The sequence below is a fragment of the Sporomusa sp. genome, from assembly GCF_057736855.1.
This window is the reverse complement of the sequence record NZ_JBYKYF010000008.1, coordinates 2,628-16,376: the sequence shown is the minus strand read 5'-3', so window position 1 is coordinate 16,376 and position 13,749 is coordinate 2,628. Positions and strand designations below refer to the sequence as shown.

Sequence of the window (13,749 nt, the reverse complement as noted above, 5' to 3'; positions counted from 1 at the left end):
GGACTTTCCTTATGCAGCATATGCGCAGTTTGATTTTGAGGTGCCGGTGTATAAGCAGGGGGATGTAGCTGCCCGCCTTTGGGTGCGGGCTGATGAAGTTGCAGAATCCTTCAAAATTATTGATAAAGCTTTAGTCGGGATACCTAGTGGGAATCTTTCAGTCGAGGTACCGCCAGTTAAGCCCTATGACGCGGCCTGTGGCTATGTAGAATCACCGCGTGGCGCTAGTTTGCATTGGGTAATGGCTGGTGACAATAATATCGTTTACCGTTATTTTGTGCGGTCAGCTTCTTATGCAAACTGGCCAGCATTGACGGTTGCTGTTCCTGGAAATATTATCCCAGATTTTCCCTTGATCAATAAAAGTTTTGAATTATGTTATGCGTGTCTTGATCGCTGAAAGGGGATACTATGCTTGACCTTCTCAAAAAAATTGTGAAAACAGGTTGTGTGACAGAAACTTATGATAGTGGTACGGTGCCCCCCCGATTCCGCGGTGAGGTAACGAAAGTGAGCGATCTATGTAATGCTTGCCAAAGATGCTGCAAGGCTTGTCCTACTGGCGCTATTAAGCTTGAAGATAGGCAACTTTTGGTTGATAACCGGGCATGTATTTTTTGTGGGGCATGTGTTGCTGCTTGCGAACATGCTGTATTAGCTCACACGGCTGAATACCAGTTAGCTGAGCTGACAACTCAATTATCGGAAACCATTAGATCCACGTTAAAACGGTCATTACATATCCGGCATGTTGACGCCGGATCGTGTAATGCCTGTGACTGGGAAATGACGGCATTGAATAACCCAGTTTATGATTTACAGCAATATGGCATTGATTTTGTGGCTTCACCACGGCATGCCGATATGATCATGGTGACAGGAGCGGTTACCCGTAATCTCGAACAAGCACTTACCATGACTTATGAAGCAGTACCGGCACCCAAACTGGTTATGGCAGTAGGTGCCTGTGCTGCCAGTGGAAAGGTTTTTGGCAGCAGTTATGCAATTTCCGGTGCTGTTGATACCATAGTGCCTGTAGATATTTATGTGCCTGGCTGCCCGCCGCGTCCGACAGCTCTTATTTATGGATTACTGTTGGCACTTGACAGAGTGGGAGGCAAGGGTAAGCTATGAATATCTTTGATATTATCGGGCCGGTTATGGTAGGACCTTCAAGTTCCCATACCGCAGGAGCGGTGCGGTTAGGCAATGCTGCCCGGGCAATCTTGGGTCAACCAGTAAGTAAGGCTAGCATTGGCCTGCATGGATCGTTTGCTCAGACTGGTCGGGGACATGGAACTGATTTGGCTTTGATAGCAGGACTTATGGGATGGTCGACGGATGACTTAAGAATTCCGCAAGCATTTGAATATGCCAAGAAAGCCGGGATTCAATACTCCTTTTGTACTATCGACGCCGGGGATATGGCTCACCCCAATTTTGTGAAGTTCTGGTTAACAGGACAAGATGGAGCTACCAGTCAGGTAGCGGGGGCATCTATTGGCGGCGGACGTGTGGTCATTAGCGAAGTGGATGATTTTCCGCTGGAATTTACCGGTGATTTTCCGACCGTCCTGACGTTGCATGAAGACCGTCCAGGCGTAGTGGCTGAGGTGACAGGCATATTATCTAAATGTGGTGTTAATATCGCTCAGATGAAAGTGTTTAGAAAAGATAAAGGCGGTTTGGCCAGTATGGTGCTTGAAACAGACCAACCGCTGGATGAGACAGATGTTGCTGCTATAGCTAGTTTGCCAATGATTAAAACGGTGCGCTGCATTAATGCCATTAGCTGACAAGGAGTGGGAGGAATGTCATTAGCCAAATTATCGCTGCAAGAATGGATTACAGCCGCTGAAACCCAATCACTGCCATTTGCTGAATTCTGTCTACAACTTCAGGCTCAACAGACTGAATTGCTGGCCGATGAAGTGATTCTACGGATGGAAAATATGATCGCTATTATGGAAGACGCGATTACTGCCGGACTAAAAGGTTCTCGTTCTAAAGGCGGTTTGGTCGGTGGTGATGCCAAAAAACTACAGCTATATATACATAACCGGCAACAAACACTGATGGGGAATGTTATCGGAAAAGCGGTAGCCTACGCCCTGGCTGTTGGTGAGGCTAATGCGGCTATGGGACGGATCGTCGCTGCCCCCACAGCTGGTTCTAGCGGTGTACTGCCAGGCGTTTTGTTTGCTCTGAGGGAAGAGTATGGCTTTAGTTACAAGCAATTGGCAGAAGGTTTGATTGTGGCGGGGGTAATAGGTATGGTGATTGCTTCCCGCGCCTCTTTGTCCGGAGCTGAAGGTGGTTGTCAGGCCGAATGCGGTTCTGCCGGAGCTATGGCTGCTGGCGCGATGGTAACCCTATTAGGCGGTACAGCTACCCAAACCGGACATGCGGTAGCTATTACCATCAAAAATATGTTAGGGTTAGTATGTGATCCGGTAGCTGGTTTAGTAGAAGTACCTTGTGTTAAACGTAATGCCGGTGCTGTGGCACAGGCAGTCATTGCTGCTGAAATGGCATTAGCCGGTATTGAAAGTGTGATTCCGGTAGACGAAGTCATTGATGCTATGGATTCTGTAGGCAAATCCATGCATTGTTCACTTAAAGAGACAGCTCAGGGTGGTCTGGCAGTTACTCCAACTGGCCTAGCGTTGACTGATAAAATTTTTGGTAGTGATAGGTAGCAGGTTTTTCTCTGCTGTATGCAGAATATGTAAATAATAAATTTTATATATTACGGAGGGATACATATGAAAACTGTGGTTAGTTCTGAGCGTGCTCCGCAGGCCATTGGGCCTTATTCTCAGGCTATTAAGGCGAATGGCTTTTTATTTGTATCAGGACAAATTCCGCTCGATCCTAATACAGGAGACATTGTCCATGGCGGTATAGAAGCCCAAACGCATCAAGTACTTGCCAATTTGCGGGCAATTTTGGAAAAAGAGGGTCTTACCTTTGCTAATGTTGTCAAGACAACAGTATTTTTAAAGGATATGGAAGATTTTGCTGCAATGAATAAAGTGTATGGGCAAGTTTTTACTGAAGCGCCACCAGCCCGTGCTTGTGTACAAGTTGCCAGGTTGCCGCGCGATGTCAGTGTAGAAATTGAACTGATAGCTGTATATCCATAAAACAAAGAGGCTGTGGAAAACTTAGTGATAAGTCTCCACAGCCTCGCTGTATATCAGGTCTTGATGGACATGTTCGTGAAACTTGTAACCAGAAAGGTGAGGTTAGCTTTGCTGGCGATGCTTCAGCGTTGGTAAAATCGCTTACTTTTTTGTTTTGCTGCCGAGGCCAATACGTTCAGCACAATAACCTTGCCGAATAAATAGGGCAATGCCAATGAGGATGATGGCCAGGCTGGTAAGCTGTGCGGATTTTAAGCCAAATATCAGTGTGCCGTAGTCTCCCCGCAAAAATTCAAGGAAAAAGCGAGCGGTTGAGTACAAAATTCCATAGAGGATAAAAACCTGCCCTTTGGCATGATTGGTTGTTCGAAAAAGTAATAACAATACAAAAATAATAACATCAATCTGACCTTCCCACACTTCTGCCGGCCATAGCGGCCTATCGCCATATACCTGGTAAGCCAAGGTTGTCGGTGGATAAATGATACCAAAGTTGCCGCCGGTCGGGTGACCAAACGCATCGCCATTCATTAGATTGGCCATTCTACCGATAGCCTGTCCTATGATTACGGCTGGAGCAGCAACAATATCAGCAAAAGCCCAGGTATCAATTTTATGGATTTTGGTGTAAATAATACCAGCGATGGCTCCAAATAAGACACCACCCTGAATGGCCATGCCACCTTGCCAGACGAAGGGGATTTCCAGAAGATGGTGCTGATAGTAATCCCAATCGAAAAAAAATACGTCCCATAACCGGGCACCGACAATACCAGCTAACCCACAATAAATACCCATATCTGGCACATGATGATGCCAGCGCCCGTCCTGCTTGGCAAAATAATAGGCTGTGCAGGTAGCCAGGATAATGCTAAGACTTAAAATAAGTCCATAAGCCCGGATAGGAAAGTCACCGATAAAAAAAAGGTACTGATGCATGGTGTGGCCTCCAAAAAATAAATATTCTATTAATGATGGATTATAGGTAATTAGTTATTAGACATATATTTGTCTGAACTGTATATAGTGTATGAGAGGGGATTGTTATGCCAAAGAGATTCGTACTCTTAGCCGTAGCTGTTATGTCCATGGTTATTGCCATGGGATTCGTGGCTATGCAGCCAGATAGTTCAGTGGGAGTTGAGCCCCAGAAACCGCCTGTCGAGACAGGGGTAACCGTAGGAAAAGTGCTGCCAGCGTTTACCCTTACGGCCTTGGATGGACAACAGGTTCATGTGGCTTCAGTCGGGCAAGTTCTGATACTCAACTTTTGGGCAACATGGTGTCCGCCTTGTCGCGAGGAAATGCCGGAACTGGATAAGTTTGCACAACTATATCATGGCAAGGTCACTTTCCATGCTGTTAATATTCAGGAGCCGATAGAAACCATTTCCCGATTTGTGAATCAGAACAAGTATACCCTGAGTGTCTTAAGCGATAAAGACGGGGAGGTGGCAAAGGTCTTTCAGATTCATGCTATTCCGACGACCTTAGTGGTGGATAAGCAAGGGGTAATCAAGTACAGAAAGTCAGGTCCAGTAACCTTGGCCGAACTGGAAGGAGTGCTTAATGGACTATAGCATCACGTGGATAACCGTTTTTGGGGCGGGGGTGGTATCGTTTTTATCACCCTGTGTGTTACCAATGCTGCCGACTTATGCAGCGTTTTTAGCAGGAGCCGGGATTCAGCACCCTGCTAAGGGCGGTTGGCGGTTTTTTGCTAATGCTATTAGTTTTCTTAGTGGTTTTACGCTACTATTTGTGGCGATGGGAGCAACGGCTTCCTATATTGGTGAACTGTTCTTAGTTTATCAAACGGTGATTCGTAAAGTCGGGGCAGTGTTCATGATAATTATGGGATTACATTTACTTGGCATATTAAAAATTCCCGCGCTTGAACGGGAATACCGGCCGTTTTTACACAATACGTTTGCTGGTCCGACAGGTGCATTTTTCTTAGGTCTGGCGTTTACTGCTGGTTGGACACCTTGTATTGGCCCCATTTTAGCTACAGTGCTGATATATGCAGGAGCAGCAGCTACCGTCAGCCAGGGAGCCTTTCTCCTGTTCATTTACGCTATGGGGTTTTGTCTGCCCTTTTTAGTATTGGCGCTGCTGATTAACCGATATTTGATTTATTTCCAGGAAGTATATAAATGGCTACCAGTCATTCAGAAAGTATCTGGAATCATAATTATTATTGCCGGTCTTTTTATTTATTTTGATTTCATGCAAAAAATAGTAGGCATATTGTGGCATCTATTCGGCTAAGAAACAGGCTCAACAACACCTGCATGGTTTTAGTGTTTTAGCCAAGCGAGCAGCTAAACAATCTGTTTTAGCTTAAATTCTAATGCGTCACAAGATACCAGATGGTAAGCGGTACCGTTAATGACACCGGTAGCCGCATTTTTTATGGACTCACTATGTAAATGTCCATAAATGCAAATCTCTACTTTATACTTGTTGATCAAATTGGCAAAACCGGTTTGGCTTTGCTGATCGTAAAACGGGGGAAAATGCAGCATAAGGATAATGCGACTATAACCAGCCGAATGGGCTGCCTTAAGTGATGCTTCGACACGCAGCAACTCGCGCTCAAATATTGCCCGATCTTTGGTTTGGAATAATGGATCCTCAGGGCATGTCCAACCGCGGCTGCCGCAAATACCCCATTCGCCTGCTGGGGCAAAATTATTATTAATAAATTCTAATTTACCATCAACAGCTTTGGTGAGTTTGCTTACGGTTTGCCACCAATAATCATGATTGCCACGGATTATGATTTTTCTGCCAGGCAGACTGGCAATAGCGTGTAAGTCTACTAGTGCGTCGGGTAGTTTCATTGCCCAAGAAATATCGCCGGCAATCAGGACAACATCTTCAGCAGCGACTTGTTCTTGCCAATGTGCTTTAATTTTTTCCCAGTGACCTTCCCAGTGTGCGCCGAAAATGCTCATTGGTTTTGTTGGCGGCTCTCCAGATAAATGGAGGTCAGCGATTGCAAATATCTTCATAATTCAAAGTCCCTTACAAGTATTTGTGGTAACGGTTAGTCGTTCACAAGCCTAATTACATTTTTCTATGATATGCGCAGCTTCGTGCTTTTGCTGGACGAAAAGTTTGCGCAGGCCGGTCCTATGGCGATCAGCTTGGCAGACTACTGGAATATATTTTATCTAATATGTGGATAAATAGCAATGTTAAGCAGGTCATTATCCATACCAGTCCCTAGTTGCAATCATAAGGTTAACAGGTTCTGCATTTCCAACTCACTCATTTTCTCCATACCATTTTTTCCCGGTTTAATGAGTATTTATCCTTTGGAGGTAAAAATCCAGTATTACTATTCCCCTAAGCCATTAGGATGCATAAATTATAGTGACGGCGTATTTCGCAAACATATACGAAAAGCGGGGTAGAAGTATGAAATATCGGAACCCAGAAAGCTATTTTCGATCCTTAGTGGTTGGATGTGATACAAAAGTGCAATTGGCAAATGGCCGACAAGTTACGGCGATCAATTTTGATAATGCAGCCACCACACCGCCGTTATGTTCGGTAATAAAAGAAATTACTCGTTTTGCACCATGGTATGCATCGGTTCATCGCGGCAGAGGGTATAAATCGATTCTTACTTCAGAGCTATATGAGCGAGGACGGGAAGTTGTAAAACAGTTTGTTAACGCTGACACAAACGATGTAGTTATTTTTACTAAGAATACCACTGAATCCATCAATATTCTGGCTTATACGCTGGCAGCAACAGGCGGCAAAGAGCAGGTTGTGCTATCAACAGACATGGAACATTTAGCCAATGACTTGCCATGGCGGGACAAATTTATTGTTGACTATGTGGCCATAACTAAATCAGGCAGATTATCATTACAAGACTTGGAAGCAAAGCTTAAGGCTTATCAAGGCAAAGTAGTCTTGGTGGCAGTGACTGGTGCTTCTAATGTTACTGGATATATTAATCCTATACCCAAAATCGCTAGAATAGCACATCAATATGGGGCTAAAATTTTTGTTGACGGTGCCCAGTGGGTTCCCCATGCGCCTGTGGATATGAAACCGCTACATTCACCCGAACATATAGATTTTCTGGCTTTTTCAGCTCACAAAATGTACGCACCGTTTGGTATCGGGGTGTTAATTGGGCCGAAAAGCTGCTTTGAGAAGACAGTTCCGGTATATCAGGGAGGCGGGGCTGTCGGGTTGGTTTCTCAGCAATCGATTGAATGGGATGATCCACCGGCAAAATATGAAGCCGGCACGCCCAATATGATGGGGGTACTGGCGCTGATTACCGCTATAGAAACATTGTCTAAGATAACTTTTTCCCAAATCCATCATTACGAACAAAGGCTTATTGATTATGCAATCGATGGCTTGGAGAAGATACCTGGCATTACTTTATACAGTATTCATAACCGCAGAGAAGAACGGGTAAGCCTGATATCCTTTAGCCTCGAGGGGTTGCATCATAGCCAAATAGCCGAAATATTATCCAGGGAAGCCGGTATTGCTATTCGCAGCGGTTTATTCTGTGCTCATCCCTATGTAGAAAAACTGCTGAATTTGAGCGAAGAAGAAATTAGCTATTTCCAAACACATAATGATAAAAGGATTCCCGGCTTAGCTAGAGTGAGTTTCGGAATTTATAATAATGTTGCCGAGATCGATATATTTTGTAATTTATTGGCTTATATGAGTAAATACCGTAAACAGTATGCTAGTAAATATGCTTATGTACTAGATCCTGACCGATGTAATGAGGACGGGGATTATCCATATTGCTAAAATCAAAACCACCCAGACTCCGGTTTGGGGTTTCGGGGTGGTTAAGATAGAATCATATTTTTTCATTTAATTAATTAGTAGAGCTGGCTGATTTAATCCATTCCTCTAACTTGGCCAAAACTTCTTTGCGGGCGGTTTCTACTTCATCGCCACGCCATTCCTGGCCTGTTTCACTGTCAAACCACGTATCTTTTTGCGAAAACGTTCCGGAGGGATAAAATTTCTCTTTGGCAGCATCCAGGATACCGTCAAGCAGGCTTTGGGTAATGGTTTTTCTGATCATGCGGCAACCGGCTTTTTCAGTACAGGCAACTTCTATGCCGTCTGGCCCGGTGCTAAGCTCAACATGGGAGAGCAGCTTGCCCTGCTGGCTGGCAGCGGCAATCGCCTGCTTGCCATAAGCGATGGCCTGCTCTCGCTTGATACTGTCATCATTTACAGTAACTCTGACATTGCCGATAATAAGCTTATACATGACGCACCTCCTTAAGAACTATTGTATGACTGTTTGACTGATATAGAACAATTTTTGTCACTGTCTCCATAAGTTGACTTTCGATGTGTATTGCTATATAATGGAGAATACAAATCCTATGAGGCAGAATAGTAAATAATAGTTGCAGTTCAGAAAGTTGGCGGTTGCTGCGAGCCAATCTGGGCTATTGTTGAACTCGCTGCTGAGGAGCGACTGTGAATTTTGGTAGTGGTCGACGCGAGGCTGGCGTTATCGGCAAATGAGAGGGTGACAATTGTCATCAAACAGGGTGGTACCGCGAGAAACCTCGTCCCTGGCGTTAGCCACGGGATTTTTTTATACCCTAGGGGTATAAAAAAATATGGATACATGCACCATCACTTTTCTGAAGGGTGCAAATCGTAGTTATTACTATCTTAATTTGTCCAAGGGGGATTACTCAATGAATGAAAAATATATACCATGCGAGATTGAGGCCAAATGGCAAAAAATCTGGGCCGAAAATGATGCCTTCTGCACAACTATTAACCGCCAGCGACCTGAATATTATGTTTTAGAGATGTTTCCCTATCCATCAGGAAATTTACATATGGGCCATGTACGGAATTATTCGATTGGTGACGTTGTTGCCAGATTTAAAGTTATGCAAGGCTACAATGTACTGCATCCTATGGGGTGGGATGCTTTTGGCATGCCTGCCGAAAACGCTGCGATTAAGCATGGTATTCATCCTTCGTCTTGGACTTGGGATAATATTGCCAACATGCGCCGCCAGCAGCAAAAGTTAGGGTTATCGTACGATTGGAACCGCGAGGTAGCTACTTGTCATCCTGATTACTATCGTTGGACTCAGTGGCTGTTTTTGCTCTTTTATGAACGCGGTTTAGCTTATAAAAAGAAAGCTGCAGTAAACTGGTGTAATGATTGTAATACGGTTTTGGCTAATGAACAGGTGGTTGAAGGTCGTTGTTGGCGTTGTGACTCGGTTGTTGTTAAAAAAGACCTTGAACAATGGTTTTTAAAGATAACCGAGTATGCTGACCGACTGTTAAACGATTTGTCCGAACTGAAAGGCTGGCCAGAACGTGTTAAAATTATGCAAGAAAACTGGATTGGTCGCAGCGAAGGTGCCGAATTCAGCTTTGAAGTACCTGAAATAAACGATAAAATTGCTGTGTATACTACCCGTCATGATACTGTTTTTGGTGTAAGCTACATTGTGCTGGCCCCTGAACATGCACTGGTGGACAAGCTTATTGCTGGCAAACCGGAAGAAGCTGCAGTCAGAGCCTTTATCGAGCGGGTTAGAGGACAAAGTGAAATAGCCCGTACTTCCAATGAGACGGAAAAAGAAGGCATCTTTACTGGTGCATATGCCAAACATCCGTTTACGGGTGAACAAGTGCCTATTTGGCTAGCCAATTATGTACTTGTAGAATACGGTACTGGTGCAGTTATGGGTGTACCAGCTCATGATCAGCGTGACTGGGATTTTGCCAATAAATATGGTTTGCCCAAAAAGATCGTAATTCAGCCTGTAGGCAAAGAGTTGAATCTGAGTGATATGACTGGTGCTTATGATGGTCCGGGCATTATGGTTAACTCAGGGGAATTTAGCGGGTTGGATAACGAAACCGGCAAGGTTAACATTGCGCAATGGTTCGAAACACATGGTATTGGTAAACGGCGGGTTAATTATCGCCTGCGTGACTGGCTCATTTCTCGTCAGCGTTATTGGGGTGCTCCGATTCCTATCATCTATTGTCCTGACTGTGGTATAGTACCTGTTCCGAAAGAACAATTACCAGTACTTTTACCCGAAAATGTTGATTTTGCCAGTGGTTCGGTATCACCACTAGCGAAAGCCGAGGAATTTGTTAACTGTACTTGTCCGAAATGCGGTGGGAAAGCGCGTCGTGAAACGGATACTATGGATACCTTTATTTGTTCATCCTGGTATTATTTCCGGTATACCAGTCCGCATAGTGCCGATGAGCCGTTTGATCCTGATAAAGCCAACTATTGGATGCCTGTCGATCAATACATTGGTGGTATCGAGCATGCGATTCTGCATTTGCTCTATTCGCGGTTTTTTACCAAAGTGTTAAAAGATGCTGGATTGGTCAATGTGAATGAGCCCTTTAAGAATCTTTTAACCCAGGGTATGGTCATCAAAGACGGTGCTAAGATGTCCAAGTCCAAAGGCAATGTGGTTTCGCCGGAAGAAATTATCAATAAGTACGGTGCCGATACAGCCAGGTTGTTTATTTTATTTGCTGCACCGCCGGAACGTGATTTGGAATGGAGTGACCAGGGGGTTGAAGGTGCTTATCGCTTCTTAGGACGTCTATGGCGGATTGTCGGTCATTATCAGCCGTACATCCAGGGAGGAGAACCGGCAAGCTATGACCCAAGTCAATTGACTAAAGCCGAAAAGGAACTTCGTCGCATTCTCCATGTAACCATCAAACGGGTTACCGAGGATATTGGCCAGCGGTTTAATTTTAATACAGCCATTAGTGCCATAATGGAATTGGTTAATGCCATGTATGCACTTAAAGATCAAGGTGTAACACCCAACGCTTCGTTGATCAGGGAAGTGGTTGCTAATCTTTTAAAAATGTTAGCACCGTTTGCTCCTCATATTACTGAGGAATTATGGCAGGAAACTATAGCTGATGGTAGTGTCCATAAACAATTATGGCCAACATTTGATGCCTCGGCCCTTGAAGTCGAAGAAATAGAGATTGTTCTTCAGATTAATGGCAAGGTTCGCGATAAAGTGGTTGTTGCCGCAGGTCTTAGTGCCAAAGAATTGGAAAAGACAGCGCTTGAACAGGAAAAAGTTCGTAAATTGATTGACGGTAAAGAGATTGTCAAGGTAATATCTGTACCGCAGAAACTGGTTAATATTGTTGTGAAATAGGAATACTAACCTAGTCTAAGGAGGCTGGAACATGAGTATACTGAATATCACAAGCAAGACAGAGTTCAACGACAATGTACTTAAGTCTGATAAACCCGTACTTGTCGATTTTTGGGCACCTTGGTGTGGTCCTTGCAAAATGGTGGGGCCAGAAGTAGAGGCTGTGGCCCAAAATTTTGCAGGCCGAGCAAGTGTAGTTAAGATTAATGTGGATGAACAACAGGAACTGGCCAGCCAATATAATGTTATGAGTATTCCTACGCTGATCATTTTCAAAAGCGGCAGTGAAGTCGCTAGAATTGTTGGTTATCGTCCGCAAAGAGACATTTCCGCTGCATTAGAAAAGGTTTTATAACGCCAGTAGCCAACTCCCGGGTACTATTAAGTATCCGGGAGTTGTATTATATTTTGCAGTAACAACTTGTATTTACTTGAAGATTTTGTAATAATTAACCTTAGTGAGAGGAGGCAGTGTAATGAAGAAATTACTGAAAAAAACTATAGGTTTGTTTCTGGTTACTGTATGTATTGGCTTTGTCTGGATTTGTCCGGCAGTGTTTGCCCAAGGGCACGAAACTGAGCGCATAATAATTGATATTCTTACTGTCAATGATTTTCATGGTGCTTTAATGGAAAATGGCAAGAACCCAGGCATTGCTAAACTAGCAACATGCTTAAAGGCCGAAATGGCTAAGAATCCTTCAGGGACGATTCTGGTAAGTGCTGGTGACATGTTACAGGGAAGTCCGGAATCCAATCTGTTATATGGCAAGCCAGTGGTCGAAGTTATGAATGAGCTTGGTTTTGCTGCCATGACTATCGGTAATCATGAGTTTGACTGGGGCGTCGAGGTATTAAAAGACCGTATGGCTCAGGCCCATTTTCCAGTAGTTACGGCTAATGTCTTAGATAAAACGACTGGTCAATTTGCTGACTTTGTCAAACCGTACTGCATTGTGGAAAAAAATGGGCTAAAGCTGGCTGTGATTGGTCTTATTACTCCTGAAACTTTGTTTAAAACCAGTCCAAAGTATATTGAAAACTATTTGTTTGCTGATCCGGTCGAAACAGTGAACAAACTTGTACCTGTACTTAAACAGCAAGGTGTGGATAGCATTGTAGTGCTGTCACACCTAGGAAGCAGCCATGATCAAGCGACTGGCCAGATTACCGGCGAGACGGCAGAGTTGGCTAAGAATACTCGCGGTATTGATGCCATTATTTCCGGTCATACTCATTTGAAAGTAGCCGGTATTATTAATCAAGTGCCAATTGTCCAAGCTGCTTATAATGGTCGGGCAATAGGCAAGATTACGCTTTCTTATTCTCTACCTGACAAAAAAATTATTGCGGCTGATGTTAGTGTTATTGATGTGCCAGCAGGCGTGGCTGAGGATGCAGCGGCAAAGGCAATACTGGACAGAGTTCATGCCGAGCTAGCACCAATTAAAAATATTGTTCTTGGCTATGCTAGTAATGAATTAACTCATGACCGTTCGACTGTTTCGGTGTTAGGTCAATGGGTGACAGATATCATGCGGCATAGAGCTAAAGCTGACATTGCCTTTATCAATGGCGGCGGGTTGCGTTCCAGTATTCCGGCTGGCGTGATTACCATGGGTAAGCTGTATGAGGTGCTACCATTTGATAATACCCTGGTTACGGTTGAGCTTACAGGGGCACAGATTATAAAAGTTTTGGAACATGGTATGTATAATGACAAAATTAGTATGCTGCAGTTTTCTGGCTTGAATGTTACCTGCGATCCATCATTGCATGAGGGAAAGATTGTGAAGGTTACCTTAGCTGATGGCAGCAGACTTAAGTTGGGGAAAAGGTATAAAGTTGCAATAAATGATTTTATGGCCCAAAGTGGTGATGGATTTACTATTTTTGGTCAGGGAAAAAATACCATTGATACCCAGATACCGTTGCGAGAGTGCATCATGGATGCTATAAAAGCAGCTAAGACTATTCATTTTAGCGGCGATTCCCGCTTTAACGAAGTTACTGTCCGGCATAGTGAAAAACCTGCTGCCTAAATTTATACATATGGATAATAATTGAATTTCCGGGAAAGTTTGCAATGCCAGCAGGGAACTTTCGGCGCTATGTCGAATTTGATATAAAACTTAAAATCGAAGGAGAAATAACAAAAAATGATAGGTTGCACCAAATTGCTATGTGGCACGGCGACGGTGTCGGACATCGTAAAATATGGCCGCAGTTCCCGACATTTGCCGCCGCAGATGCTGCAATTTTCTTCAGACGCAACACCCATTGTCGTATGGAATACGACCAACCGCTGTAATCTTAAATGCCAGCACTGCTATATTAGTGCTGAAGACCGTGAATATGCAGGTGAACCCGGCCAGGCTGTGCCGGCCGAACAGCCAGAG

14 protein-coding genes, 1 pseudogene and 1 other annotated feature are annotated in these 13,749 nt (G+C 44.1%); of the genes and pseudogenes, 12 read left to right on the top strand and 3 right to left on the bottom strand.

Annotated features, from left to right (window positions below; genetic code table 11):
* The 5 genes from AC29Z1_RS01240 to AC29Z1_RS01220 all read left to right on the top strand — a co-directional run.
* On the top strand, positions 1-400 hold a 400-nt coding region (locus tag AC29Z1_RS01240; RefSeq protein ID WP_488269636.1), incomplete at its 5' end, for an NADH-quinone oxidoreductase subunit D-related protein.
* 35 nt (positions 401-435) lie between these two features.
* Complete coding sequence (gene nuoB, locus AC29Z1_RS01235) at positions 436-1,134, top strand: NADH-quinone oxidoreductase subunit NuoB (RefSeq protein ID WP_488269635.1); 699 nt, start codon at positions 436-438, stop codon at positions 1,132-1,134.
* Positions 1,131-1,796, top strand: a complete 666-nt coding sequence (sdaAB, locus tag AC29Z1_RS01230; RefSeq protein ID WP_488269634.1) for an L-serine ammonia-lyase, iron-sulfur-dependent subunit beta — start codon at positions 1,131-1,133, stop codon at positions 1,794-1,796. The genes nuoB and sdaAB overlap by 4 nt, the downstream gene beginning before the upstream one ends.
* A 15-nt stretch (positions 1,797-1,811) precedes the next feature.
* Positions 1,812-2,699 carry an L-serine ammonia-lyase, iron-sulfur-dependent, subunit alpha gene (gene sdaAA / locus AC29Z1_RS01225; protein WP_488269633.1) on the top strand — a complete coding sequence of 296 codons (888 nt, stop codon included), beginning with the start codon at positions 1,812-1,814 and terminating at the stop codon, positions 2,697-2,699.
* 66 nt (positions 2,700-2,765) lie between these two features.
* The gene (locus AC29Z1_RS01220; RefSeq protein WP_488269632.1) at positions 2,766-3,146 is read left to right on the top strand and encodes a RidA family protein; all 381 of its coding nucleotides are present in this window, start codon (positions 2,766-2,768) and stop codon (positions 3,144-3,146) included.
* 141 nt (positions 3,147-3,287) lie between these two features.
* Here AC29Z1_RS01220 and lgt read toward each other — a convergent pair whose 3' ends face one another.
* Positions 3,288-4,085 carry a prolipoprotein diacylglyceryl transferase gene (lgt, locus tag AC29Z1_RS01215; RefSeq protein ID WP_488269631.1) on the bottom strand — a complete coding sequence of 266 codons (798 nt, stop codon included), beginning with the start codon at positions 4,083-4,085 and terminating at the stop codon, positions 3,288-3,290.
* Between the two features lie 107 nt (positions 4,086-4,192).
* On the opposite strand from lgt, the gene AC29Z1_RS01210 reads away from it, so the two are divergent.
* Positions 4,193-4,726: a TlpA family protein disulfide reductase gene (locus tag AC29Z1_RS01210; RefSeq protein WP_488269630.1), complete on the top strand. Its 534-nt coding sequence runs from the start codon at positions 4,193-4,195 to the stop codon at positions 4,724-4,726.
* Entirely contained in the window at positions 4,716-5,417 is a 702-nt protein-coding gene (locus tag AC29Z1_RS01205; RefSeq protein WP_488269629.1) for a cytochrome c biogenesis CcdA family protein, read from the top strand. The genes AC29Z1_RS01210 and AC29Z1_RS01205 overlap by 11 nt, the downstream gene beginning before the upstream one ends.
* A 53-nt stretch (positions 5,418-5,470) precedes the next feature.
* Here the strand turns inward: AC29Z1_RS01205 and AC29Z1_RS01200 are convergent, their stop codons facing one another.
* Positions 5,471-6,163 (bottom strand): metallophosphoesterase, encoded by a 693-nt coding sequence (locus tag AC29Z1_RS01200; RefSeq protein ID WP_488269628.1) that lies wholly within the window; start codon positions 6,161-6,163, stop codon positions 5,471-5,473.
* A gap of 409 nt (positions 6,164-6,572) precedes the next feature.
* On the opposite strand from AC29Z1_RS01200, the gene AC29Z1_RS01195 reads away from it, so the two are divergent.
* Entirely contained in the window at positions 6,573-7,949 is a 1,377-nt protein-coding gene (locus tag AC29Z1_RS01195; RefSeq protein ID WP_488269627.1) for an aminotransferase class V-fold PLP-dependent enzyme, read from the top strand.
* A gap of 70 nt (positions 7,950-8,019) precedes the next feature.
* Here the strand turns inward: AC29Z1_RS01195 and AC29Z1_RS01190 are convergent, their stop codons facing one another.
* Positions 8,020-8,424: a hypothetical protein gene (locus tag AC29Z1_RS01190; protein ID WP_488269626.1), complete on the bottom strand. Its 405-nt coding sequence runs from the start codon at positions 8,422-8,424 to the stop codon at positions 8,020-8,022.
* Between the two features lie 109 nt (positions 8,425-8,533).
* Positions 8,534-8,742: a binding site (T-box leader), on the top strand.
* Between the two features lie 124 nt (positions 8,743-8,866).
* Between AC29Z1_RS01190 and leuS the strand changes: the two genes are divergently transcribed.
* The 4 genes and pseudogenes from leuS to AC29Z1_RS01170 form a co-directional block, all read left to right on the top strand.
* On the top strand, positions 8,867-11,350 hold the full coding sequence (gene leuS / locus AC29Z1_RS01185) for a leucine--tRNA ligase (RefSeq protein ID WP_488269625.1): 2,484 nt from the start codon (positions 8,867-8,869) through the stop codon (positions 11,348-11,350).
* A 31-nt stretch (positions 11,351-11,381) separates the two neighbouring features.
* Positions 11,382-11,705 carry a thioredoxin gene (trxA, locus tag AC29Z1_RS01180; RefSeq protein ID WP_488269624.1) on the top strand — a complete coding sequence of 108 codons (324 nt, stop codon included), beginning with the start codon at positions 11,382-11,384 and terminating at the stop codon, positions 11,703-11,705.
* A 121-nt stretch (positions 11,706-11,826) separates the two neighbouring features.
* On the top strand, positions 11,827-13,392 hold the full coding sequence (locus tag AC29Z1_RS01175) for a bifunctional metallophosphatase/5'-nucleotidase (protein ID WP_488269623.1): 1,566 nt from the start codon (positions 11,827-11,829) through the stop codon (positions 13,390-13,392).
* A gap of 117 nt (positions 13,393-13,509) precedes the next feature.
* A pseudogene (locus AC29Z1_RS01170) lies at positions 13,510-13,749 on the top strand (hypothetical protein); the annotation flags it as partial.

Excerpts from the sequence above, each read along its gene's own strand:
- AC29Z1_RS01190 (WP_488269626.1), bottom strand. The coding sequence starts at position 8,424 with ATGTATAAGCTTATTATCGGCAATGTCAGAGTTACTGTAAATGATGAC.
- AC29Z1_RS01175 (WP_488269623.1), top strand. The coding sequence starts at position 11,827 with ATGAAGAAATTACTGAAAAAAACTATAGGTTTGTTTCTGGTTACTGTA.
- lgt (WP_488269631.1), bottom strand. The coding sequence starts at position 4,085 with ATGCATCAGTACCTTTTTTTTATCGGTGACTTTCCTATCCGGGCTTAT.
- AC29Z1_RS01195 (WP_488269627.1), top strand. The coding sequence starts at position 6,573 with ATGAAATATCGGAACCCAGAAAGCTATTTTCGATCCTTAGTGGTTGGA.
- AC29Z1_RS01205 (WP_488269629.1), top strand. The coding sequence starts at position 4,716 with ATGGACTATAGCATCACGTGGATAACCGTTTTTGGGGCGGGGGTGGTA.
- trxA (WP_488269624.1), top strand. The coding sequence starts at position 11,382 with ATGAGTATACTGAATATCACAAGCAAGACAGAGTTCAACGACAATGTA.
- sdaAB (WP_488269634.1), top strand. The coding sequence starts at position 1,131 with ATGAATATCTTTGATATTATCGGGCCGGTTATGGTAGGACCTTCAAGT.
- AC29Z1_RS01210 (WP_488269630.1), top strand. The coding sequence starts at position 4,193 with ATGCCAAAGAGATTCGTACTCTTAGCCGTAGCTGTTATGTCCATGGTT.
- AC29Z1_RS01220 (WP_488269632.1), top strand. The coding sequence starts at position 2,766 with ATGAAAACTGTGGTTAGTTCTGAGCGTGCTCCGCAGGCCATTGGGCCT.
- AC29Z1_RS01200 (WP_488269628.1), bottom strand. The coding sequence starts at position 6,163 with ATGAAGATATTTGCAATCGCTGACCTCCATTTATCTGGAGAGCCGCCA.
- sdaAA (WP_488269633.1), top strand. The coding sequence starts at position 1,812 with ATGTCATTAGCCAAATTATCGCTGCAAGAATGGATTACAGCCGCTGAA.
- leuS (WP_488269625.1), top strand. The coding sequence starts at position 8,867 with ATGAATGAAAAATATATACCATGCGAGATTGAGGCCAAATGGCAAAAA.